The organism is Halopseudomonas laoshanensis (genome assembly GCF_008365385.1).
GTDB lineage: Bacteria > Pseudomonadota > Gammaproteobacteria > Pseudomonadales > Pseudomonadaceae > Halopseudomonas > Halopseudomonas laoshanensis.
In genome coordinates, this window is record NZ_QOVF01000003.1 from 24,401 (window position 1) to 45,932 (window position 21,532).

Below are 21,532 nucleotides of genomic sequence, written 5' to 3' on the forward strand. Positions count from 1 at the left end.
CCATACATGTCCCAATCTTTTGTATTTCGTACCATTGAACTGGATGGCCAGGTGTTGCGAACGGCCGTCCGACCCGGCAAGGACCATATGCCGCCTTTGCTGGTATTCAACGGCATTGGCGCCAACCTGGAGCTGGTATTTCCGTTCGTCCAGGCGCTGGATCCGGAAATGGAAGTAATCGTATTCGATGCACCCGGCGTGGGCGGCTCTTCTACGCCTTCCACTCCTTTTCGGTTTCCTGGCTTGGCCAAGCTGGCAGCGCGCATGCTGGATTACCTCGACTATGCCCAGGTCAATGTGATCGGCGTTTCCTGGGGCGGTGCACTGGCTCAGCAGTTTGCCCATGACTACCCGGAACGCTGCAAGAAGCTGATCCTGGCAGCCACTGCCGCAGGCATGGTAATGGTGCCTGGGCGGCCGCATGTGTTGTGGAAGATGGCTAGCCCGCGGCGTTACCTGCAACCTTCCCACGTGGTCAAAATCGCGCCGGACATCTACGGTGGCGCCTTTCGCCGCGACCCCAACCTGGCCCGCTCGCATGCCGCCAAAGTGCGCTCTTCCGGCAAGGTGGGATATTACTGGCAGCTATTCGCAGGATTTGGCTGGACCAGCTTTCATTGGCTGCACAAGATCAGGCAACCCACGTTGATTCTCGCTGGTGATGATGATCCGATCATTCCGCTGGTCAACATGCGCATGCTTGCTTGGCGCATCCCCAATTCGCAACTCCACGTGATTGATGATGGGCATCTGTTTTTGGTCACTCGTGCCGACTCGGTAGCGCCAATCATCATGGGCTTTCTCGCCGAGGAGAAACATCCGGCGGTGATCCGGCCCCCGGCCAGCGCCGTGATCAAACACTGATCACTCGCTACTAATCTGTATCTGGACAAGGACTGCTGGATGCCCGCGACACAAGATCCCGCCTCACCTAGCGCGTCAAGCGGGGATCTGGCCGATAGCCTTCTGGCGCTTTTGCGCACCCTCCCCGCTCAACCCTGCCATCATGTTCGCCGCACGCTGAGGCTCGGCGGGCGCCTGCTGGAAGCGTTGGCAGGCAACTCCAGCCAGGCGGTAGACTACGCGGATCAGCGCTTCAGCGATCCCGGCTGGCAGCGGCCGATGCAGCAGCGGCTGCTGAAAGCCTGGCTCAGCTGGCAACAGGAAAATAGCCGTTGGCTGGAAGGTCTGAGGATCAATGAGGTCGACCGCAGCCGTCTTGCCTGGCTAGGTATGCAGCTGGAGGCGTCCTTGGCGCCCAGTAACAGCCCGCTCAACCCGGTTTTTCTACGCCAGTTGCAGCGTAGCCGGGGCAGAAATCTGGCGGCAGGCGTGCAACATCTGGCCGCGGATCTGGCGCTGGAGCGGCCGCTGGCACCGCTGATTGAAGATAATGATTATCTGGTTGGCCGCGACCTGGCGTGCTCGGCGGGGCAGGTCGTCCTGCGCGACCCGATGTTTGAACTTATCCAGTACCAACCGACTTCGCCACAGGTGCATCAACATCCGCTGCTGGTGATTCCGCCGCCGCTCAACCGGTTCTACCTGCTGGATCTGAATCCACAGCAAAGCCTGGTTCGTCATGCGCTGGATCAGGGCTTGCAGGTGTTTCTGATCAGTTGGCGCAATCCCCTGGCGGAACATTGCGAATGGGGCTTCAGCCATTATGTAAGAGCTTGCGATCGAGCCTTGCAAACCACCTGCTCTGTTGGCGGCAGCCCGCAGGCCAGCTTGCTCGGCGTTTGCGCCGGCGGACTCCTCGGCCTGCTATTTCAGGGGCTGCTGCAAGCCAGGGGCGATAGCGCCAAACTCTGCTCGGTCAGCTACCTGGTAACGCCCATCGATCCCCACCTGGAAACACCTTTGCTGCGGCTGAGTGGGCCGGCCACGCAACAACGGCTCCGCTCACGACTATGGCAGCAGGGTTACCTGAGTGCCCGGCAACTGGCCGCCAGCTTCGCCTGGCTGCGGCCGGAACAGTTCGTCTGGCCGCAGGCACTGGCACGCTATGCCCTCGATCAGCCGCTGGCCAAGCGCGACATCCTCTACTGGAGCCAGGACAGCACCCGGCTGCCCGCCCGCCTGGTGGAAGATCTGCTCGACCTGTTTCAACGCGACCCGCTGAGCCGCCCGGGGCACCTTTGCTTGCTCGGTCACCCCATCGACCTGCAATCGTGTAGCCAGCCCAGTTGGCACCTCGGCGCTCGGCGTGATCATATCGTGCCCTGGAACAACTGTTTTCCGGGTGGACGTCTGGGCGGCGATGCGGTCTTCGTGCAGAGTCACAGCGGCCATATTCAGAGTCTGATCAATCCACCGGACTATCCGGGTGCGGTCATGCGCAGCGGTCCGGTCACCGGTGATGTGACTAGCTGGCTGGCTGACAGTGTTGAACAAGGAGGCAGTTGGTGGCCACACTGGAGCAGTTGGCTGCAAAGCCACAGCGGGGCCATGCAGCCAGCACCCGAACACCTTGGTAACCTCGATTACCCGCCGCTGGGGGCCGCACCCGGGCGTTATGTACATGATTGTTGAAGGAAGCGCATGAAAACCCGTGAACGTATCCTGCTCTGCACGCTGGCGCTGTTCAACGAGCACGGCGAACCCAATGTGACCACGCTGGACATCGCCAACGAGCTGGATATCAGCCCGGGCAATCTGTATTACCATTTCCGCGGCAAAGAGGCGCTGTTGGAGGCCTTGCTCGACGCCTTTATCGACAATACCCAGAGCCTTCTGCATCTGGACATCGACCCCGATGAACTCAGCCCGGAAGACTACTGGCTGTTCCTGCATCTGCTGTTCGAATCGATCATCAGTTACCACTTCCTGTTTCAGGATCTATCCAACCTGAGCGGACGCTACGCCTTCATCAACCGCGCCATGCAACAGTGGATCGCCGCCCTGCGCAAGACCCTGCTGCGCGTGCTGCTGGCACTGCGCGAGCAAGGCCATATGGACTGTGATGACGACAGCCTGGAGCGCTTGCTGGATACGCTCTGCCAGACCTTTCTGTTCTGGCTGGATTACCAACGCATCACCCGCGGCGACCAGCAAGATGCTTCTCTGGGGGTGCGTCAGGTCCTGGGGCTGTTGCTGCCGTATCTGGATGCGGATACCCGCGAATGGATGCTGATGCTGATCAACCGCTACGCATAAAAAACCCGGCCAGTGGCCGGGTAAAGGGGACTACAACCTGGTACTCAGCCGAGCTTGGCGCCCTTGAGCGATGCGCTCAGTTCATCCAGCTTGGCGGACAACTTTTGCAGCTCACTGCGGCTGGGGATACCCACCCGGCCAAGCAACTCCGCGCGGCCTTTCTCTACCGAACCGACGACCTTCTCCAAACGCCCGCCAGTGGCAGAATCGACGCGCGCCTTGAACCCGGCTTTGAACTGCTCAACCTTAGAGGTAGCGCTGTCGACCTGCTCAGAAAGCAGTTCCTTGCCCTGGGTCTCAAGCGCCTGGCCTTCGTTCACCAGCTCCTTGAAATACGCGGCACCTTCTTTGCCTACTTTCGCGTAAGCCCCCAAGGTTGCCAGCCACAGCTGCCGCGCCTGGATCTTGAGGCTATCAGTTGCCTCAGTGGCGGCGTTGATGCTCGAATCAATAAGACGCTTTTTTTTAACCTGTGCCATGGTAGTCACTCCTGCTGATAAGGGTTTGGCTGCCATTACTGCCAGCCACATCATCGAGACTACCCAGTCATTTTAGAAAAAACATACTAATAAAAGACCGCCAATAAAAAACCCGACCGGCTTGCGCGGGTCGGGTTTCGATAGTGCGAAAAGCCTCAGGAATTCGAAGGCTTTTCCGCCGCAGGCGCTGCAGGAGCAACCGTTGGCGTGGGTGTCGGCGTTGCCGCTGGTGTCGCTGTCGTTGGCTTGCTAGCTGCTGGCGTAGCCTTGGGTGCGGCTTTCGCTGCAGGCTTGGCAGCCGGTTTCGCAGCGGCTTTCGGAGCCGCTTTTGGTGCTGCTTTGCTCGCGGCCGGTTTGGCTGCTGCCGGCGCTGCTTTCGGCTTGGCTGCCGCACGAGCTGTCACTGGCTTGCTGGCAGCCGTCTTTGGCTTGGCCGGTGCTTTCGCAGCGGCAGCCTTGGGCTTGCTTGCAGGCTTGGCTGCTGCCGACCGAGTGGCAGCGGGCTTGGCCGCAGCTTTTGCTGCGGCTTTCGGCGCAGCCTTGGCCGGTGCGTTCCCAGCGGTCATCTTGCTGATCATGCGAGTCAGCTCGTCAACCTTGCTGTTAAGCGCCTTGACCTCATCACGCGAGGGAACTCCCAGGCGGGACACGGCACTGTTCAAACGCTTGTCAAAAGCTTCTTCCAGCTCGTTCCATCTGCCGGAGACGCGTCCACGGGCTTTGTCGACCTTGGACTGTGCCGCCGCAACGGAATCCTTCTTGCTCTTACTGGCTTTGCCTTTGATGGATCCAACCTGCTTGTCAATTTCGGACTTGGCGGCTTTCTCGGCCACCTCGCCGTCCTTGATCAGGTTTTCGAAGAGCTTGACGCCCTCCTTGCCAACCTTGGCATAAGCGCCCAAACCTGCCAGCCAGATCTGACGTGAGTAGTTTTCTATCTCACCGACCCAACCATTGTCTTTGTCCTGCTTTTTCTTGCCCGCCATGGAGTAACTCCTCTGTGACCTTACTTGCTGTCGATCGACTTGAGTGCAGCACTCAGATCATCCAGCTTAGCAGACAACTGGTCAATGTCCTTCTTGCTCGGGATGCCCAGGCGGCTCAGGGCAGAAGCAACACGGTCATCGAATACTTCTTCAACCTTGTTCAGGCTACCACCAGTGCGCGCCTGGATACGGCCCTTGAAGCTTTCTACCTTGCTGTTGACCTTGCTGGTGGCAGACTCGACCTGGCTGGAGACCAGTTCCTTGCCTTGCTTCTCAACAGCTTCGCCTTCGGAAACCAGCTTCTTGAAGTAATCAGCGCCTTCCTTACCAGCCTTGGCATAGGCACCCAGGCCTGCCAGCCAGATCTGGTGAGCATAGTTCTTTACGTCGCCAGTAAAAGAGGCAGCTTCAATTTCGATTTTCTTTGCAGTGTTCTTAGCCATGGTAATGATTCCTGTAATGAATAATGGATACATTTATGGGCCGGTGTTCGACCCTTGTTGGCCAAGTTACGCAGCTAAATTAGAAAACACATACTAAAACGCCGAATCAGCTCAGATACTTGTCCAGGGCCTTGTCGATCTCGCCTTTGACCATGCCCGCCATGGGCGTGAGCATCAGTCCGAGTTTGACCGTCACCCGTACCTGATCTTCCGACACGCTGATGCAGCCATCGGCGCCGCTGCGTTTGAACAGCAGATCATCACCTTCCCATGTGCATTTCGCGTCGAGTTTCTGCGCCAGCTTGTCTGCCAGCTTCTGGGCGCGCTCGCGCGCCACTTCCTTGCCCAGATTGTGTTCACGGGTGATATCGACAGTTGCCATTTTCGTTTCTCTTCTTTTAATGGGAGGTAGGACACTCAGCAAGCCTATAGCATGCCGTAAAGGCCGCCACGCGTCACCCGCCAGTGCGTCACGACGGCCTGTTGAAAACCCCCGCTGGCACCGAAAAAGCGGTTAGAATGTGGGCTGATTTGCCCAGGCAGACGGATCCCATGAGCGATAAAGACCAGCAAGATAAAAACACTCACTTCGGCTTTCAGACGGTCGCCGAATCCGAGAAGGCTAAACGCGTTGCCGATGTATTCCACTCGGTTGCGGCACGCTACGACCTGATGAACGACCTGATGTCCGGGGGTATTCATCGCCTGTGGAAGCGATTCACCATCGAACTGTCCGGCGTACGACCGGGTAACAAGGTGCTGGATATTGCCGGCGGTACCGGCGATCTGACGCGCAAGTTTTCCAAGCTGGTGGGGCCCGAAGGCGAAGTGGTCCTGGCCGACATCAATGATTCGATGCTCAAGGTCGGGCGCGACCGGCTGCTGGATCTGGGCGTCGCCGGCAACGTGCGCTTCGTGCAGGCGGACGCCGAAGCTCTGCCATTTCCGGACAATCATTTCGATTGCATCACCATCGCCTTCGGCTTGCGCAACGTGACCCACAAGGACCGCGCCATCGCCTCCATGTTGCGGGTGCTGAAACCCGGCGGGCGGTTGCTGGTACTGGAGTTCTCCAAGCCCGGCAACAAGATGCTGTCCAAGGCTTACGATCAGTATTCTTTCCGCCTGCTGCCGTTGATGGGCAAGCTGGTGACCAACGATTCGGAAAGCTACCGTTACCTGGCCGAATCCATCCGCATGCATCCCGACCAGGAAACCCTCAAGGCGATGATGGTGGAAGCCGGCTTTGCCCGCGTGACCTATCACAACATGACCGGCGGCGTAGTGGCACTGCATCGGGGCATCAAGCCCTGATGCTCACCCAGGCCCTGCTTTCCGGCGTGCAGCGCAGCCTGACAGCAGCGCTGGCGCGTGACCCGTTGACCGCTCAACGCCTGGCTGGATTGAGCGGAAAGGTGATATTGATTCAGGCACGCGACCCCGAATGGCAGGTTTATTTACTGCCCGGCACCTCAGGTATCGAACTGCTCCGCTCGTCTGAGCTGCCTCCCGACTGCACTTTGAGTGCACCCAGCGTGTTGCTCGCGAGGCTGATGGTCAGTGACCAACGTCAGCGCCTGCTGCAGGAGCCGGCTCTACAACTGAGTGGCGATAGCCAGGTACTGGTCAGTCTGCAGAATGCGCTGGGCGACTTGCGCCTGGATGGCGAGGCGGAACTGGCGCGCTGGATTGGTCCGGTGGCCGGGCATGCGGTGGCCAATCTATTACGCACAGGCAGGGAATGGGGCGGACAGGCGCAGCACAGCCTGAGTCGCAGCCTGTCCGAGTATCTGACCGAAGAAGGCCGGCAACTGGTTGGCAACGCCGAAGCCAGCGTCAGCGCCGACCAGCTTCATCAGCTGCGTCTGGATCTGGACCGCCTCGAAGCCCGCCTGGCCCGGCTTAACGCCTCCGACCCGGAAACGCACGACCTATGAACCTGACTGCCCTGCTGCGCCTGATGCGCATTCTGCACATTTTTACTCGCTATCGGCTGGATCAACTACTGGGTGCCTTCCCCCTGCCATGGGCCGGGCGCTTCCTATTGAAAGTCGGCCCCTGGCGTTTGCGTCCGGCACCGAAAAATCTCTCGCGCGGCGCGCGCTTGCGTCTGGCCTGTGAAGACCTTGGCCCGGTATTCATCAAGTTCGGGCAGATTCTCTCGACCCGTCGCGACCTGCTGCCAGACGATATAGCGCTGGAACTGGCGCGCTTGCAGGACAAGGTTCCGCCCTTCCCTGCAGATCAGGCGCGCAAGCGCATTGAAGAGCAGCTCGGCCAGCCCATCGAGTCGATCTTTGCCAGCTTCAGCGCCGAGCCATTAGCCTCCGCGTCAGTTGCCCAGGTTCACGCAGCGCGGCTGATGGATGGCACCGAAGTGGTGGTCAAGGTGATTCGTCCCGGCATCGGCGAAGTGATCGGCCAGGACATTCAATGGCTGTTTCTGGCCGCGCGTATGCTTGAGCGCCACTCCGTTGAAGGTCGCCGCCTGCGCCCGGTGGATGTGGTGCGTGATTACGAGAACACCATTTTCGACGAGCTGGATCTGCACCGCGAAGCGGCCAACGCCTCGCAGCTGCGGCGCAATTTCGAAGACTCGCCCTTGCTCTACGTGCCCAAGGTCTACTGGGATTGGTGCCGGCACAAGGTCATGGTCATGGAGCGCATCAGCGGCCTGGCGGTGACGGACATGCCGGCGCTGCTCGACCAGCGTACCGATATGAAAAAGCTCGCCGAACGCGGCGTCGAGATTTTTTTCACCCAGGTGTTTCGCGACAGTTTCTTCCATGCGGACATGCACCCGGGCAATATTTTTGTCTCCCGAAGCCATCCCTGGGAACCGCAATATATCGCTATCGATTTCGGCATCGTCGGCAGTCTGACTCCCGAGGATCAGAACTACCTGGCGCGCAATCTGATGGCGTTCTTCAAACGTGATTATCGCCGCGTCGCGCAACTGCATATCGACTCCGGCTGGGTGCCCGCCGAGACCCGCATCAATGAATTTGAAGCGGCGATCCGCAGCGTCTGCGAGCCAATCTTCGAGCGGCCGTTGAAGGATATTTCCTTCGGCCAACTATTGCTGCGCCTGTTCCAGACCGCCCGGCGCTTCAATATGGAAGTCCAGCCGCAACTGGTGTTGCTGCAAAAAACCCTGCTGAATATCGAAGGTCTGGGACGTCAGCTGTATCCCGACCTGGACCTATGGGCCACCGGGCAGCCGTATCTGGAGCGCTGGATGCGCGAACGTGCCATGCCGCAGCATCAATTGCGCAACTGGCAGCAACAGCTCGAGCAGGTACCACCGTTGCTCCACAGCACGCGCCAGGCGCTGGACCGGCTGGCAATGCAACCGGTGCAGCCGGTGGTGACCCGCAGCAGCAATACCGGGCTGCGACTTGCCGGCTTGTTGCTCGGCCTACTCGGAGCCAGCGGGTTGGGCGCCGAGCCGGCACTCTGGACCCAGGCCGAGCCCACCCAGTGGCTACTGATCGTCGTCGGTGGCTGGTTGGTGCTGCGGCGTGGCATGCCACGCGGTGAATAGACGCTCTCCACGTAACAACCACTGGCGCGACCTGACCTATAACTGGCACACTTCTGACTATGAATGATTCGACAGATAACAGCGCCTGGCTGGATATGATCAAGTGGGATGCCGATGGCCTGGTACCCGCTATTGCCCAGGATGTGCACAGCCAGCGGGTACTGATGGTCGCCTGGATGAATCGCGAAGCGCTCGCGCTGACCGCAAGCGAGGGCCGCGGCATATACTGGTCGCGCTCGCGGCAGAAGCTCTGGCGCAAGGGTGAAGAATCAGGCCATGTGCAGGTGCTGCACGAGCTACGGCTGGATTGTGATGCCGACGTCATTATTCTGATGGTCGAGCAGCTGGGCGGCATGGCCTGTCACACCGGACGCGAAAGCTGCTTCTACCGGGTATTCAGAGAGGGCCAATGGCATAGCGTTGACCCCGTACTCAAGGACCCAAAACAGATTTATGAACATAAACATGACTGACACACTGCGCCAGCTCGCCGAAGTCCTTGAGCAGCGTAAACAAGCCGATGCGGACAGCTCCTACGTAGCCAGCCTGCACGCCAAAGGTCTGAACAAGATCCTCGAGAAAGTGGGCGAGGAATGTACCGAGACGCTGTTGGCCGCCAAGGATTGCCAGCACAGCGAGGATAAATCGGACCTGATTTATGAAACCGCCGATCTCTGGTTTCACAGCCTGGTGATGCTCAGCCATTTGGGCCTCGGGCCAGAAGACATTCTGCAAGAACTGGAGCGACGCTTCGACCTTTCCGGCCTTGCCGAAAAGGCCGCGCGACCACAAACATAGGGCTTAGCCCGCTCATGGGGCATCCGCCCCTGGAGGTCTGAAATGGGTTTTGGCGGCATTAGCATTTGGCAACTGGCGATCGTATTGGTGATCGTCATACTGCTGTTCGGTACCAAGCGGCTCAAAGGCGTGGGTAGCGATTTGGGTGAGGCGATCAAAGGCTTTCGCAAATCCATCAACACCGATGAAGACAAGCCGAATCACGAACACAAAAGCGCCGACACGCTCGACGTTGAGCCTCAACGCAAGCAGGAATCGCACACCAAGGACTGATCCTCATGTTCGATGTCAGTTTCCTTGAGCTGCTGGTGATTGCGGTGATTGCCCTGGTGGTGCTCGGCCCCGAGCGCCTGCCCGGGTTTATCCGCACCGTTGGCCTGATGATAGGTCGCGCCAAGCGCGGCTTCGCCGACGTGCGTGCGCAGGTTGAGCGCGAGATTGGCGCGGATGAAATTCGTCAGCAGCTGCACAATGAAAAAATCATGTCCTCGCTTGAAAAGAAAGGCGGCAAAGATCAGGACAAGAACCTAGGCAAGCCTGTCTCGAATGTGAAACGCAACAGCAGCGAAAGTGTCACAGCAACTGATCAGACTACAGCTGCCGTGTCGGATGAGCAGCCCGCGCTACAGCCCACCGACCCCGTGAGCACAGCGGATCACCCAGGCACGCTGGATAATCCGAACGTACCCGCAGCCGAGCCGCAGACACCACACCATGAGCGATAAGCGTACCCCGGCGCAGTTGGCCGAAGACATGCCCCTGGTAGCCCACCTGACTGAACTGCGCTCACGTTTGCTGCGCATCATCGTAATCTGGATGCTGATTTTCGCCGGGCTGTTCTACTTCGCCAACGACCTCTACACCTTTATCTCCGAGCCGCTCCGCGCCTTCATGCCCGAAGGCACGAGCATGATCGCTACCGACGTAGCCTCGCCCTTCCTCACGCCATTCAAACTGGCGTTGGTCAGTGCGCTGTTTATCGCCATGCCCTTTGTGCTGCACCAGTTGTGGAGCTTTATCGCACCCGGTTTGTACAAGCACGAGAAACGCCTGGCCGTGCCGCTGCTGGCCTCCAGCATAGTGCTCTTTTACTCGGGGATGGCTTTCGCCTACTTCGTGGTTTTCCCGCTGGTCTTCGGCTTTTTCACCAGTACCGCGCCAGAGGGCGTGGCGGTGATGACCGATATCAACAAGTATCTGGACTTCGTGCTGACGCTGTTCATGGCGTTCGGGCTGGCGTTTGAAATTCCGGTAGCGACCATTCTACTGGTGCTCGCCGGCGCTGTGGACGTAGCCAAGCTGCGCCAGATCAGGCCCTACGTAATTGTCGGTTGTTTTGTTATCGGCATGGTCCTCACCCCACCGGATGTAATCTCACAGGCGCTACTGGCGATCCCCATGTGGCTGCTCTATGAAGTCGGCATCCTCTTCAGCTCGATGCTCAAACCCATCCAGCGCGATGCTGCCGAGACCGATCCGGAAGAACAGCCACCCGCATGAATCTGCTGCTGTTGCGCGACGAAGACTTTGTCGGTGCGGACCGCGTTCTGCTACGCGGCAGGCGCTTGCAGCATCTGCTGCAGGTGCATCAGGCAACTGTGGGTGACAGCCTCAAGGTGGGCCAACTGGGCGGGATGATGGGCCGAGGCGAGCTGCTCGCGCTGAGCGCTGAACACGCCGAGCTCAGCGTGCAACTGGACCAACCGCCACCCGCCAAACTGCCTTTGACGCTTCTATTGGCGATGCCCAGACCCAAGATGTTCCGCCGCATACTGCAGCACTGCGCCACCCTGGGCGTTGCCGAGATCATTCTGCTGAACAGCTTCCGGGTGGAAAAAAGCTTCTGGCAAACGCCTTTTCTGCAACCAGAGCAGATCGAAGAGAATCTGCTCCTTGGCCTGGAGCAAGCCCGCGATACCATCTTGCCGCAGGTACAGATCGAAAAACGCTTCAAGCCCTTCGTGGAAGACCGCCTGCCAGCTCTCATCGCTGACCGACTGGCCTTGGTGGCTCATCCTGGCGACTACCCGGCCTGCCCGCGCGCGGTCACTCAACCCACTGCCCTGGCGATTGGCCCTGAGGGCGGCTGGATTCCCTATGAAGTGGACAAACTGGTAGAGGCCGGGTTCCAGTCAGTGCAGCTTGGCGCGCGCATACTGCGCGTGGAAACAGCGGTTACCGCGCTGATCGGACGTTTGTTTTAAAGCTTCCGGTACCTCATCCATTCCCTTCGATATCGCAATTTTCCGAGCTCGACCATCACCCGTTTGGGCGCATGGCACAGTGCGTCCATCAAAGTTAGTCTTTGCCCTTATCGCAGACGCTTTACGTGTTTGTCTCACGCACAGCTCGCGTCTGTTATTTCGGAAGTAGTCACCGCAAAGGATAACAACAATGAAAAAGCCTATTAGCGCCAGCACGGCGCGCCCCACCTTCACCGCGCTCACCGCCGCGCTAATGTTAGCGACCTTGAGCGGCTGCTTTTCCGGCGGAGGGGGTGGCTCCAGCGCCAGCCCTGCCCCGGAACCCGTCCCGGATCCCTTGCGAATCACCACTACCGAAGGCGATATTCAGGGTATAGAGATTGAAAGCATGCGCGTATTTCGTGGCATCCCTTATGCACAGCCACCCGTCGGCGAGCTGCGTTTCGCCAGCACGGTAGCAGCCGAGCCCCGAGAGGCGGTACTGGAGCTCAGCGATGCATTCGGCAATATGTGCCCACAGACCAATATCACCACCCGACAAGTCCAGGGTGATGAGGACTGCCTGTTTCTGAACGTCTACGCCCCCGCCGAAGCAGATGACCTGCCGGTGATGGTGTGGATTCATGGTGGCGCCTTCGTATTTGGCAATGGCGGCGGCGAATATGATCCGACCCGACTGGTTGCCGAGGACATGGTGGTCGTGACCCTGAACTATCGGCTGGGGAACCTCGGATTCCTCGCCCATCCAGAGCTGGAAGACGACGCCGGCAATTTCGCCTTGATGGATCAGCAGCAAGCGCTGCGCTGGGTAAAAGAAAATATCGCCGAATTTGGCGGCAACCCTGACAACGTGACACTGTTCGGCGAGTCAGCTGGCGGCCATAGCGTCATGAGCCACATTGTGTCGCCACGGGCCACTGCAGAAAATCTGTTCCAACGGGCGATTGTCCAGAGCGGCTCCTATGCGCCCTTCCAGCAGCCCAAGGCAGTGGCTCAGGCGCAAGGACAACAGATCGCAACGGCTCTGGGCTGTAGCGATCCGGCGAGTATCGCCAGTTGCCTGCGCTCCGCCAGCGTGACCGATCTGCTGGCATTGCAGGGCTCGCAGGGCATACCTGCGGTAGATTCCGAAGATGACCTGTTGCCGAAATCGATCATGCAGGCGTTGGCAGAACAGGATTTCAACACCGATCTGGATGTGATGATCGGCAGCAACCAGGATGAGGGCACGCTTTTTGTGGCGCTGGATGAGCTCAGTGACGGGCCGCTCGAAGACCTTGGCGAAGCCGTTTATCGCCAGCGGGTAAACGAGTTCTTTGCGCCGTATCAGAGCCAGGTCCCCTACGATAGCGAGCAGATCGCCACTGACTATCTGGCGTTGTATCAGAACGCAGGCCGTCCACTTTCCCAGGCCCTGTCGGCGATCTGGACCGAGTTCACCTTTGCCTGCAACAGTAGCCTACACGCCGCCACCTTTGCCGCTGCGCAGATGAACACCTTCCAGTACTGGTTCCGCGATGAGGATGCGCCTTACACGCTGGTGCCGCCGCAGTTTATACAATTCGAGATGGGTGCCAGCCACGCCAGCGAAATTCCTTACGTGCTTTACCCCGAACAGTTGATGCGAGATCGGCATACCGGGGATGAGCAACAACTGGATTCGCTCGCAACAGAGATGGTCGACTACTGGACCTCTTTTGCCCGCACCGGCAGCCCGGATACTGCGGACGGGGTCGCCGCAGCCTGGCCCCAGGCTGCCAGCGGTGAGCTGCTGCAACTGGATGTGCCGTCCGCCGAGGCGGTGGCCAGCAGTGATTTCACTGATTATCACCGTTGCAGCTACTGGGCAAACCCGCCACTGGATCTCTGATCCAGCCAATAGCGCTTCGCCGGAGCGATCCGGCGCAGCGCTAGTCTGTTCCACCTCTGACGGCTAGCGGTAACACCCCTGGCACTGTCCAGCCAGCACCTGCTTGCACCCGCACGTCCCTTGCCGTCACCGGCTCTGCACATTCGGAACACACCACCACCGGCTTCATGATCTGGCCGCACCCCTTGTGCAAATGCAGCACCGGTGCACCGCGCTCATCCGCCATATACCGATCCCCCCAACTCACCAGCGTCAGAATGGTCGGGTGCAGGTCCAGACCCTTTGGCGTCAGCCGGTACTCTTCGCGCAGCGGGCGTTGCTGATAGGCCACCTTGGCCAATACGCCATGCTCGACCAGCTTCTTCAGCCGCCCGGCCAATAGATGCCGAGTGATGCCCAGGCGCTTCTCGAATTCATCGAAGCGACGCACACCGAGAAAACAATCGCGCAGCACCAGCAACGTCCATTTGTCGCCAATCACCGCCAGTGTTCGCGCCAGCGAGCAGGGTTGCTGGTCCAGTTCTTCCCACCGCATGAACTATCCTCATAATCACTTCAATCTAGAGTAGCTCGCCGGGTTCTAAAAAGAAACTGACGCTTGCGCCGCAACGGAGATCAGGTTGGCGCTCAATCAGCGAAGGGGAGTTATTGCCAGAGTATCCGTTGATCGATATCCGCCAAGGTGCGGCAGCCGGATAATATCATCGCCATCTCCAGCTCCGTTCTGAGCATATGCAGAACATGGGCTACCCCAGCCGGCCCGGCACTCGCCAGCGCGTGCATGTACGGACGGCCGACCAGCACCGCCTGCGCCCCGAGCGCCAACGCCTTCAAAACATCAGTGCCGCGGCGTATGCCGCCGTCCAGTAAAATCGGCACAGCGCCATCGACGGCTCTGACCACACCGGGCAAGGCGTCGATGGAAGCAGGCACACCGTCCAGCACTCGCCCACCGTGGTTCGACACAATAATCCCGTCAACGCCACAGCCTAGCGCCTGCGCAGCATCGTCCGGGTTGAGGATCCCTTTGAGCAAGATGGGCAGGCGGGTCTGCGCGCGCAACCATTCCAGTTCTCGCCAACCTGGCGCTGCGGCAACCAGCGGACTGCCAAACAACGGACTTTCACCCGGCCGAGCTATATGCGCGGGCGCACCCGCGTCCAGATTCACCGCCGTTGCGGTATCGGGCATGACGAAGCCGCTACGTTGCTCGCGGTTGCGCACGCCCGTCACGGGGGCATCTACCGTCAACACCAGCGCCTGGTAACCGGCCGCTTCGACGCGCGCGAGCAATGCTGAAGTCCGTGCGCGGTCCGCCAGCATATACAGCTGAAACCACAGGGGCGCGTGAGCCGCCTGCGCCAGATCCTCCAGTGCGACGCTCGCCTGAGTACTGACCACCATGCCTGCGCCCATGGCTGACGCACCAAGCAGGGTAGCCAGCTCACCATCGGGGTGCACCGCGCGCTGATGGGCCACCGGAGCCAACAATACCGGATAAGCGAAACGCTGGCCGAACAGCGATAGTTCGGTGTGGCCGCCATGCATGCCTTGCAACACTCGAGGTTTGAGCTTGAGCCGAGCAAAGGCCGCGCGATTGTCCTTGAGCGTCAGTTCATCCGCTGCGCCACCATCAAGCCAGGCCCGAGCGCCCTCGCTCATGTGCTCGCGGCTGAGATCGGCATAATCATCCAGCGCGACTACATGTGCGGGAATGCGCGGTAAAGGTGGTAATGCATGGGTCATTGGCGTGTACCGCTCAGGTGTTGGACCATTGCCGCAACAGGTTGTGATAAACGCCCGTCAACTGCGCAAGAGTGGCGTCATCCGGCAGCTTGGAGGTGAGGTCCTGAATGGCCTGATCCAGGTTAAGCAAAATGCCACGCTGCACGTCCTGGCGCACCATGCTCTGGATCCAGAAGAATGAAGCCAGTCGGGCTCCCCTTGTCACCGGTGCCACCTGGTGCAGGCTGCTGCCGGGGTAGAGCACCATATCGCCTGCGGCCAGCTTCACGCTGTGCTGTCCGTAGGTGTCGTCGATAATCAATTCACCGCCATCGTATTCTTCAGGCTCACATAGAAACAGCGTGGCGGATATATCCCCGCGCACTCGGTGCGGGGTTCCTGCCACGCTGAGTACCGCACTATCGATATGCGTCTGGTAATGGCCGCCACCCTGATAGCGATTGAATCGCGGCGGAAAAACCTTCAAGGGCAACGCGGTCGCCATGAACAATGGATTGGCGCCCAACTGCTCAAGAATAAAATCGCCCAGTTGCTGCCCCAGCGGATCACTCTGATCCAGCTGCTGATTGTGCTTGGCCTTCACCGCCTGATGCCCAGCGCTAAGCTGCCCATCGGCCCATGCCGCATGGTCCAGCGCCTCGCGCGCCTGACGCACCTGTTCCTTATTCAACAGGCTGGGAATGATATGCATCACCTAAAACCGCTCCCTCTGATTCATCAATGGCAAATCCAACACGCCACCGGCACTTGAGCGCTGGGGCGACTGGGCGCCCGCTCATTCAACCCTCAGCAGCGAACCAATACAAGGAACATCACGTTCCACTTGATCCAACAGCAAATGTTAATTATTATCATTTGCTTATAGATTACAACAATGAGTTGCAAATAATACAACACTAAATCGTCAAGGAAATGATCAATGACTGCAAAGACCCGAAGCGCGAAGTCCCCGCGCATACATCCGCTAGCGGCGGCGATTATCTGCGCTACCGGCACCTTCGCCATGTTGCCCGCCCACGCGCAACAGGCCTACACCAGCAATACACCGGCCGAAGACGTGCTGCAGCTTGACGCTACGTCAGTGACAGGCAGCACCGCTCCGGCCTCCGGGGTTGTCAGTTCAGACAAGTTTACCGCGCCGGTGCTGGATACACCGCAAACGATTCAGGTTATTCCGCGCCAGGTATTTGTTCAGCAGGGCGCTCAGAGCCTGACCGACGTACTCGGCAACACCCCCGGCATCAGTTTCAACGCCGGGGAGAACGGCTTTGCAACCAGCTCCAACAATTTCCAACTGCGCGGCTTCGATACCAGCGGCAGCATCTTTGTCGATGGTGTTCGCGATTCAGGCAGTCAGAACCGTGACATCTTCAATGTCGAACAGGTCGAAGTATTCAAGGGTCCAGCAGCGGACAATGGCCGCGGCGGCCCCGGTGGCTATATAAACCAGGTCACCAAGACGCCTCAGCTGCAGAATTTCAATCAGGCCTCGGTGGGCTTCGGTTTTGACAGTTACGATTCCGACAACCGTGTGCGTACCACCCTGGACAGCAATCGCGTCATCGCCGACGGCACCGCCGTCCGGGTCAACCTGTTGGCGCTGGATGGCGGGGTTGCGGGTCGCGAACATGCCGAGCTGGGCAGCTTCGGTATCGCCCCTTCGATTTCCTTTGGTCTGAACACGCCGACCCGCTTCACTCTCGCGTACCAGTATGTGAAACATGAGGATGTGCCGGACTGGGGTATACCGACCGCCTATATCAAAGGCATGGACAACTACGATGGCGTCACCCGTGAACGCGACCGGGATAATTTCTACGGATTGAAATCCGATTACGACGATGCCGAGTCCTACGCCCTGATGGCGCGTATCGAGCATGATATTTCCGACCACACCACGTTCAGCAATCAGCTGCGCTGGTCGCAGAACAAACGTGATGCTCGCTACACCGTCCCGTTCGGCTTTACTCCCGGCACCAATATTGTCGACACCCAGACCCAGTTCTACGACCGCACCAACGTCACCCTGTCCAATCTGACCAGCCTGGTAACCCATTTCCAGACCGGCGGGTTGAAACACACCTTGTCGACCGGGCTAGAGCTAAGCCAGGAAACCTCCGACGGCGAGCGTTATGCTACCAACGATGCTGGCGAAACCGATCTGTTCAACCCGGATCCTTCACGCTCGGACGCCTTCAACCCGGAGCCGCAGCAAAGCAACGATGTCAGCATCGAAACTGTCGCCTTGTACGCTTATGACACCCTTGAGCTGAACGAGCAATGGCAAGTCACTGGCGGCCTGCGTGCCGAACACTACCGCGTTGAAATCGACAGCCTGAATGCCGATGGAACGCCCCAAGGCCCCGCTGACGGCTATAGCCTCTCGGACACAACCTTGGGCGGTAAACTCGGCCTGGTATTCAAACCGGCGGAGAACGGTTCGATCTACGCCTCGGTTGGACTATCCACTTTGCCACCAGGCTCCTATCTTTCCAACCCGGATATTTCTCGTACCGGTAACAATGCTTTCCCCGGCTTGATCGGCCAGAACAACGACGCCGCCAAGACGCAAGAGGCGGTCAACTACGAAATTGGCACCAAGTGGGAACTGTTTGACGACCGCCTGTCTGCCACCGCCGCGCTGTTCCACACTGAGCGACGCAATGTAGCCATCAGCGGCAAAACGCCAGGCGAGCCCGACAGCCCAACCGAACTGAAAGGGTATGGCAAGCAGATCGTACAAGGTCTTGAGCTGGGCCTGACCGGGCGGATCACCCCAGAGTGGGACGTGTTTGGCGGTGTGGTGTTCCTGGAAAGCGAGCGTGAGCACAGTGCCTATCTGGACGCTGCCCGACGGGAAGCGAGTCCTGGGGATTACGGCACGTTCACCTCGACCCGCGGCGACGAGCTGGCATTTACCCCCGATACCAGCGCCAATCTGTGGACCACCTACCGACTGCCATTCGGCCTGACAATTGGCGGTGGCGCACGTTACGTGAGTGAGTCCTGGCTGGGGCGTCCGGATGATGCCGACCGGATCATTCCCAATGGTCGCTACGGCAAACTGCCGGATTACACCGTGTTCAATGCCATGGCATCCTATGAGGTAAGCCAGAATATTGATCTGCGGTTGAACGTCAACAACATCACGGATGAGCTATATGCGACCTCGTCAAACTGGTCCGGCGCACGCGCAGCAATCGGCGCACCCCGCTCCTACCTGCTGACCACGACCATCGACTTCTAACCCCCTCGCCGCCAGCCGCACCGGAGCAACCCTCTGGTGCGGCTGGCGCATCTACTGTGGCGTCTCAGCCGCACTCTTCGCGCATAACGTCCCCTGCTTTACCGCACCTCAATGCTTCGCCTCCACGCCGCCGCTTGACAAGTTCCAAAAAGAAACTGACTATTAGCTAGGTTCAAAAAAAGAACTCACTAAGACGCACACACAACGACCATCAGCGTCGTAAAAGTCTAGAAGAGGAACTGAGCATGTCCACACCCCCTGTTGCAGTGGTGATCGGCGCTGGCGATGCCACCGGTGGTGCCATTGCCAAACGCTTCGCCCGTGAAGGCTATAGCCTGTGTGTCACCCGCCGGAATGTCGATCAACTGACCGTGCTGGCGGATGAGATCCGGGCCGCAGGTGGCACCGCACATCCCTTTGGCTGTGACGCCCGGGTGGAAGAACAGATGGTCGAGCTGTTCGAGCACATAGAACGGGATATCGGCCCGATTGAAGTGGTGGTATTCAATATTGGCGCTAACGTACGTTTTTCGATTACCGAAACCACTGAGCGCGTCTACCGCAAGGTATGGGAAATGGCGGCGCTGTCCGGTTTTCTGACCGGCCGTGAAGCGGCCAAGGCTATGTTGCCGCGGCAAAAGGGCACCATCATCTTCACCGGTGCGACGGCCTCCTTACGCGGTGGCGTGGGCTTCAGCGCGTTCGCCGGGGCCAAATTTGCCCTGCGCGCACTGGCGCAAAGCATGGCGCGCGAGCTCGGCCCCCAGGGCATTCACGTCGCGCATCCGATTATTGACGGTGCGATCGATACCGCCTTTATCCGCGATACCTTCCCCGAACGCTATGCGCTGAAGGACCAGGATGGCATTCTCAATCCTGAGCATATCGCCGAACAATATTGGCAGCTGCATTGCCAGCCACGCGACAGCTGGACCCATGAGCTGGACCTGCGGCCCTGGATGGAAACCTTTTGAACACCCGAACAACCTGGCATTAAGGACGGCATAATGAACAAAAAACTTGAATTCTTCTTTGACGTAGGTAGCCCAGCAACCTATCTCGCCTGGACGCAACTGCCGGAATTGGCCAGCCGTACCGGCGCTGACATTATCTGGCGGCCTATGCTGCTGGGGGGCGTTTTCCAGGCCACCGGCAATAGCTCACCCGCCACGGTGGAAGCCAAGGGCAACTATACCCGCAAGGATTTCCAGCGCTATGCGCAGCGCTACGGCGTCACGCTCAACCACAACCCGTATTTTCCGATCAACACGCTACAGTTGATGCGAGGCGCAACAGCGTTTCTCGGCACCGACGACTTCGACCGGTATCTGAAAGCGATATTCACCGCGATCTGGGTGGATGAGCAGGATATGAACCAGCCGGAAGTGGTCGGCAAAGTGCTGGCCAAAGCTGGCTTCGACCCCACTGCCGTACTGCAGCGCATCAGCGATCCGCAGGTCAAGGAGCAGCTCAAGGTCACTACAACCGAAGCAGTCGAGCGCGGCGTGTTTGGCGCGCCGACCTTCTTTGTCAACGACGAGATGTTCTTTGGTCAGGACCGGCTGGAGTTTGTCGAGGCGGCGTTGGCCCGCTAAGGACATTCAACAGGGCTACACCTCAAGCAGAAAGGTCACTGGCCCATCGTTGATCAGATGCACCTGCATATCCGCGCCAAACCGTCCGCTGGCCACGGCGGCGTGGGCATGCCGTGCCTGTGCCAGCAGGTAGGAAAAGAGTTGTTCCGCAGCCGCCGGCGTAGCTGCCGTGGAAAAGCCAGGCCGCAAGCCTTTGCGTGTATCGGCCGCCAGAGTGAACTGCGATACCAGCAACAAACCGCCCTGAACATCCTGTACCGAGCAATTCATCCGCCCATCGGCATCATTGAATACCCGATACTTGAGCAGGCGCTGGAGTAGTTTGTCGGCGGTGGCTCGGTCATCCTGCGGTTCAATACCGACCAGCACCAGCAGGCCCTGATCGATACTCCCCACCACCTCGCCGCCGACTTCAACCCGCGCCTGGGTGACCCGCTGTAACAGCGCTTTCATCGCTGCATTACTCGCCTATTCCACCAGCGGCGGCAGGTTGAGCAGCTGGCGCGACAAGGTTTCGGTGGCCCGTACCAGGGCGTCAGCGATACCGGTTTCCGAAGCCGCGTGACCGGCGTCGCGAATAATTTTCAGCTCACTGCCAGGCCATTTCTGATGCAGGCTGTGCGCGTTATCCAGCGGGCAGACCATATCGTACCGGCCGTGCACAATGATGCCGGGAATATGCGCGATGGATTCCATGTTATCCAGCAGTTGATCAGCTTCAAGAAAGGCATGATTAACGAAGTAATGGCATTCAATCCGTGCAATCGCATAAGCCCGCCGGGCATCGCTGAAGCGGTCCACTACCTGCGGGCTGGGCCGCAAGGTGGCACAACGGCCTTCCCAGATCGACCAGGCCTTGGCCGCGTGCATGCGGCAGATCTCATCGTCGCCGGTCAGCCGCTTGTAATAGGCAGCGACCATATCGTGGCGCTCTTCTTCTGGGATCAGCGCCAGATAATCCTCCCAGTAATCGGGAAAAACATGGCTCGCGCCTTCCTGGTAGAACCAGCGGATATCCTGATCACGACAAAGGAAAATGCCGCGCAAAATCATCCCCAACACCCGCTCTGGATGCGTCTGCGCGTAGGCCAGCGCCAGCGTCGAACCCCAGGAGCCGCCGAACAGCACCCACTGTTCTATGCCCAGATGCTTGCGCAGCACCTCGAGATCCTCCACCAGATGTTGCGTGGTGTTGTTTTCCAGGCTGGCATGCGGTGTCGAGCGGCCGGAACCACGCTGGTCAAAGGTGATGATGCGGTAGACCGAAGGGTCGAAGAAGCGCCGGCTCAACCCGTCGCAGCCCGCACCCGGTCCCCCGTGAATAAACACCACTGGCAAACCATCGGCTTGACCGCTTTCATCCACATACAATATGTGAGGCTTTTCCACGGCCAGTTCATGGCGGGCGAAGGGTTTGATCTCCGGGTACAACAGCTGCATGATGACCGCTCCTGGCCTGAT

25 protein-coding genes are annotated in these 21,532 nt (G+C 59.1%); 16 read left to right on the forward strand and 9 right to left on the reverse strand.

What is annotated here, in order from left to right:
* Nucleotides 1-6: 6 nt before the first annotated feature.
* Genes phaZ through DT594_RS10880 form a run of 3 tightly spaced genes read left to right on the forward strand, consistent with a single transcriptional unit; the run spans nt 7 to nt 3,159 of the window.
* Complete coding sequence (gene phaZ, locus DT594_RS10870) at nt 7-864, forward strand: poly(3-hydroxyalkanoate) depolymerase (protein ID WP_149332697.1); 858 nt, start codon at nt 7-9, stop codon at nt 862-864.
* A gap of 39 nt (nt 865-903) precedes the next feature.
* Nucleotides 904-2,535 (forward strand): class II poly(R)-hydroxyalkanoic acid synthase, encoded by a 1,632-nt coding sequence (locus tag DT594_RS10875; RefSeq protein WP_149332698.1) that lies wholly within the window; start codon nt 904-906, stop codon nt 2,533-2,535.
* 9 nt (nt 2,536-2,544) lie between these two features.
* Nucleotides 2,545-3,159, forward strand: a complete 615-nt coding sequence (locus DT594_RS10880; protein ID WP_149332699.1) for a TetR/AcrR family transcriptional regulator — start codon at nt 2,545-2,547, stop codon at nt 3,157-3,159.
* A 44-nt stretch (nt 3,160-3,203) separates the two neighbouring features.
* On the opposite strand, the gene DT594_RS10885 is transcribed toward DT594_RS10880, so the two are convergent.
* The 4 genes from DT594_RS10885 to DT594_RS10900 form a co-directional block, all read right to left on the reverse strand.
* Nucleotides 3,204-3,638, reverse strand: a complete 435-nt coding sequence (locus tag DT594_RS10885) for a phasin family protein (RefSeq protein ID WP_178091508.1) — start codon at nt 3,636-3,638, stop codon at nt 3,204-3,206.
* Between the two features lie 155 nt (nt 3,639-3,793).
* A complete protein-coding gene (locus DT594_RS10890) occupies nt 3,794-4,624 on the reverse strand; it encodes a phasin family protein (RefSeq protein WP_149332701.1) in 831 nt (276 codons plus the stop codon).
* A 20-nt stretch (nt 4,625-4,644) separates the two neighbouring features.
* A complete protein-coding gene (locus DT594_RS10895; protein ID WP_149332702.1) occupies nt 4,645-5,067 on the reverse strand; it encodes a phasin family protein in 423 nt (140 codons plus the stop codon).
* 106 nt (nt 5,068-5,173) lie between these two features.
* Entirely contained in the window at nt 5,174-5,449 is a 276-nt protein-coding gene (locus DT594_RS10900) for a polyhydroxyalkanoic acid system family protein (RefSeq protein WP_096346635.1), read from the reverse strand.
* 170 nt (nt 5,450-5,619) lie between these two features.
* Between DT594_RS10900 and ubiE the strand changes: the two genes are divergently transcribed.
* The 10 genes from ubiE to DT594_RS10950 all read left to right on the forward strand — a co-directional run bounded on the left by ubiE (nt 5,620) and on the right by DT594_RS10950 (nt 13,483).
* Nucleotides 5,620-6,381: a bifunctional demethylmenaquinone methyltransferase/2-methoxy-6-polyprenyl-1,4-benzoquinol methylase UbiE gene (ubiE, locus tag DT594_RS10905; RefSeq protein ID WP_149332703.1), complete on the forward strand. Its 762-nt coding sequence runs from the start codon at nt 5,620-5,622 to the stop codon at nt 6,379-6,381.
* Nucleotides 6,381-7,004, forward strand: coding sequence for a ubiquinone biosynthesis accessory factor UbiJ (locus DT594_RS10910; protein WP_149332704.1), 624 nt, complete (start codon nt 6,381-6,383; stop codon nt 7,002-7,004). The genes ubiE and DT594_RS10910 overlap by 1 nt, the downstream gene beginning before the upstream one ends.
* Nucleotides 7,001-8,611, forward strand: coding sequence for a ubiquinone biosynthesis regulatory protein kinase UbiB (gene ubiB, locus DT594_RS10915; RefSeq protein WP_149332705.1), 1,611 nt, complete (start codon nt 7,001-7,003; stop codon nt 8,609-8,611). Before DT594_RS10910 ends, ubiB begins: the two co-directional genes overlap by 4 nt.
* Before the next feature lie 59 nt (nt 8,612-8,670).
* Entirely contained in the window at nt 8,671-9,084 is a 414-nt protein-coding gene (hisI, locus tag DT594_RS10920) for a phosphoribosyl-AMP cyclohydrolase (RefSeq protein ID WP_149332706.1), read from the forward strand.
* Nucleotides 9,077-9,409 (forward strand): phosphoribosyl-ATP diphosphatase, encoded by a 333-nt coding sequence (locus DT594_RS10925; RefSeq protein WP_149332707.1) that lies wholly within the window; start codon nt 9,077-9,079, stop codon nt 9,407-9,409. The genes hisI and DT594_RS10925 overlap by 8 nt, the downstream gene beginning before the upstream one ends.
* 42 nt (nt 9,410-9,451) lie before the next feature.
* The gene (gene tatA / locus DT594_RS10930) at nt 9,452-9,682 is read left to right on the forward strand and encodes a twin-arginine translocase TatA/TatE family subunit (protein ID WP_149332708.1); all 231 of its coding nucleotides are present in this window, start codon (nt 9,452-9,454) and stop codon (nt 9,680-9,682) included.
* Nucleotides 9,683-9,687: 5 nt separating this feature from the next.
* Entirely contained in the window at nt 9,688-10,134 is a 447-nt protein-coding gene (gene tatB / locus DT594_RS10935; RefSeq protein ID WP_149332709.1) for a Sec-independent protein translocase protein TatB, read from the forward strand.
* The gene (gene tatC / locus DT594_RS10940) at nt 10,124-10,909 is read left to right on the forward strand and encodes a twin-arginine translocase subunit TatC (protein WP_218574508.1); all 786 of its coding nucleotides are present in this window, start codon (nt 10,124-10,126) and stop codon (nt 10,907-10,909) included. Before tatB ends, tatC begins: the two co-directional genes overlap by 11 nt.
* Nucleotides 10,906-11,613: a 16S rRNA (uracil(1498)-N(3))-methyltransferase gene (locus DT594_RS10945; protein ID WP_149332710.1), complete on the forward strand. Its 708-nt coding sequence runs from the start codon at nt 10,906-10,908 to the stop codon at nt 11,611-11,613. The genes tatC and DT594_RS10945 overlap by 4 nt, the downstream gene beginning before the upstream one ends.
* A 190-nt stretch (nt 11,614-11,803) precedes the next feature.
* Entirely contained in the window at nt 11,804-13,483 is a 1,680-nt protein-coding gene (locus DT594_RS10950) for a carboxylesterase/lipase family protein (RefSeq protein WP_149332711.1), read from the forward strand.
* A 40-nt stretch (nt 13,484-13,523) separates the two neighbouring features.
* Here the strand turns inward: DT594_RS10950 and DT594_RS10955 are convergent, their stop codons facing one another.
* The 3 genes from DT594_RS10955 to DT594_RS10965 form a co-directional block, all read right to left on the reverse strand.
* Nucleotides 13,524-14,018, reverse strand: coding sequence for a winged helix-turn-helix transcriptional regulator (locus tag DT594_RS10955; RefSeq protein WP_149332712.1), 495 nt, complete (start codon nt 14,016-14,018; stop codon nt 13,524-13,526).
* Nucleotides 14,019-14,128: 110 nt separating this feature from the next.
* On the reverse strand, nt 14,129-15,229 hold the full coding sequence (locus DT594_RS10960) for an alpha-hydroxy acid oxidase (RefSeq protein ID WP_149332713.1): 1,101 nt from the start codon (nt 15,227-15,229) through the stop codon (nt 14,129-14,131).
* 13 nt (nt 15,230-15,242) lie between these two features.
* Entirely contained in the window at nt 15,243-15,923 is a 681-nt protein-coding gene (locus DT594_RS10965; protein ID WP_149332714.1) for a Fe2+-dependent dioxygenase, read from the reverse strand.
* Between the two features lie 225 nt (nt 15,924-16,148).
* Here DT594_RS10965 and DT594_RS10970 point away from each other — a divergent pair, with 225 nt between their 5' ends.
* The 3 genes from DT594_RS10970 to DT594_RS10980 all read left to right on the forward strand — a co-directional run bounded on the left by DT594_RS10970 (nt 16,149) and on the right by DT594_RS10980 (nt 20,071).
* The gene (locus DT594_RS10970) at nt 16,149-18,476 is read left to right on the forward strand and encodes a TonB-dependent receptor (protein ID WP_246164620.1); all 2,328 of its coding nucleotides are present in this window, start codon (nt 16,149-16,151) and stop codon (nt 18,474-18,476) included.
* A 245-nt stretch (nt 18,477-18,721) separates the two neighbouring features.
* Entirely contained in the window at nt 18,722-19,450 is a 729-nt protein-coding gene (locus tag DT594_RS10975) for an SDR family oxidoreductase (RefSeq protein WP_149332715.1), read from the forward strand.
* A gap of 33 nt (nt 19,451-19,483) precedes the next feature.
* Nucleotides 19,484-20,071, forward strand: coding sequence for a 2-hydroxychromene-2-carboxylate isomerase (locus tag DT594_RS10980; protein ID WP_149332716.1), 588 nt, complete (start codon nt 19,484-19,486; stop codon nt 20,069-20,071).
* A gap of 15 nt (nt 20,072-20,086) precedes the next feature.
* On the opposite strand, the gene dtd is transcribed toward DT594_RS10980, so the two are convergent.
* Nucleotides 20,087-20,524 carry a D-aminoacyl-tRNA deacylase gene (dtd, locus tag DT594_RS10985; protein WP_149332717.1) on the reverse strand — a complete coding sequence of 146 codons (438 nt, stop codon included), beginning with the start codon at nt 20,522-20,524 and terminating at the stop codon, nt 20,087-20,089.
* 15 nt (nt 20,525-20,539) lie between these two features.
* Complete coding sequence (pip, locus tag DT594_RS10990) at nt 20,540-21,511, reverse strand: prolyl aminopeptidase (protein WP_149332718.1); 972 nt, start codon at nt 21,509-21,511, stop codon at nt 20,540-20,542.
* Between the last annotated feature and the right edge of the window lie 21 nt (nt 21,512-21,532).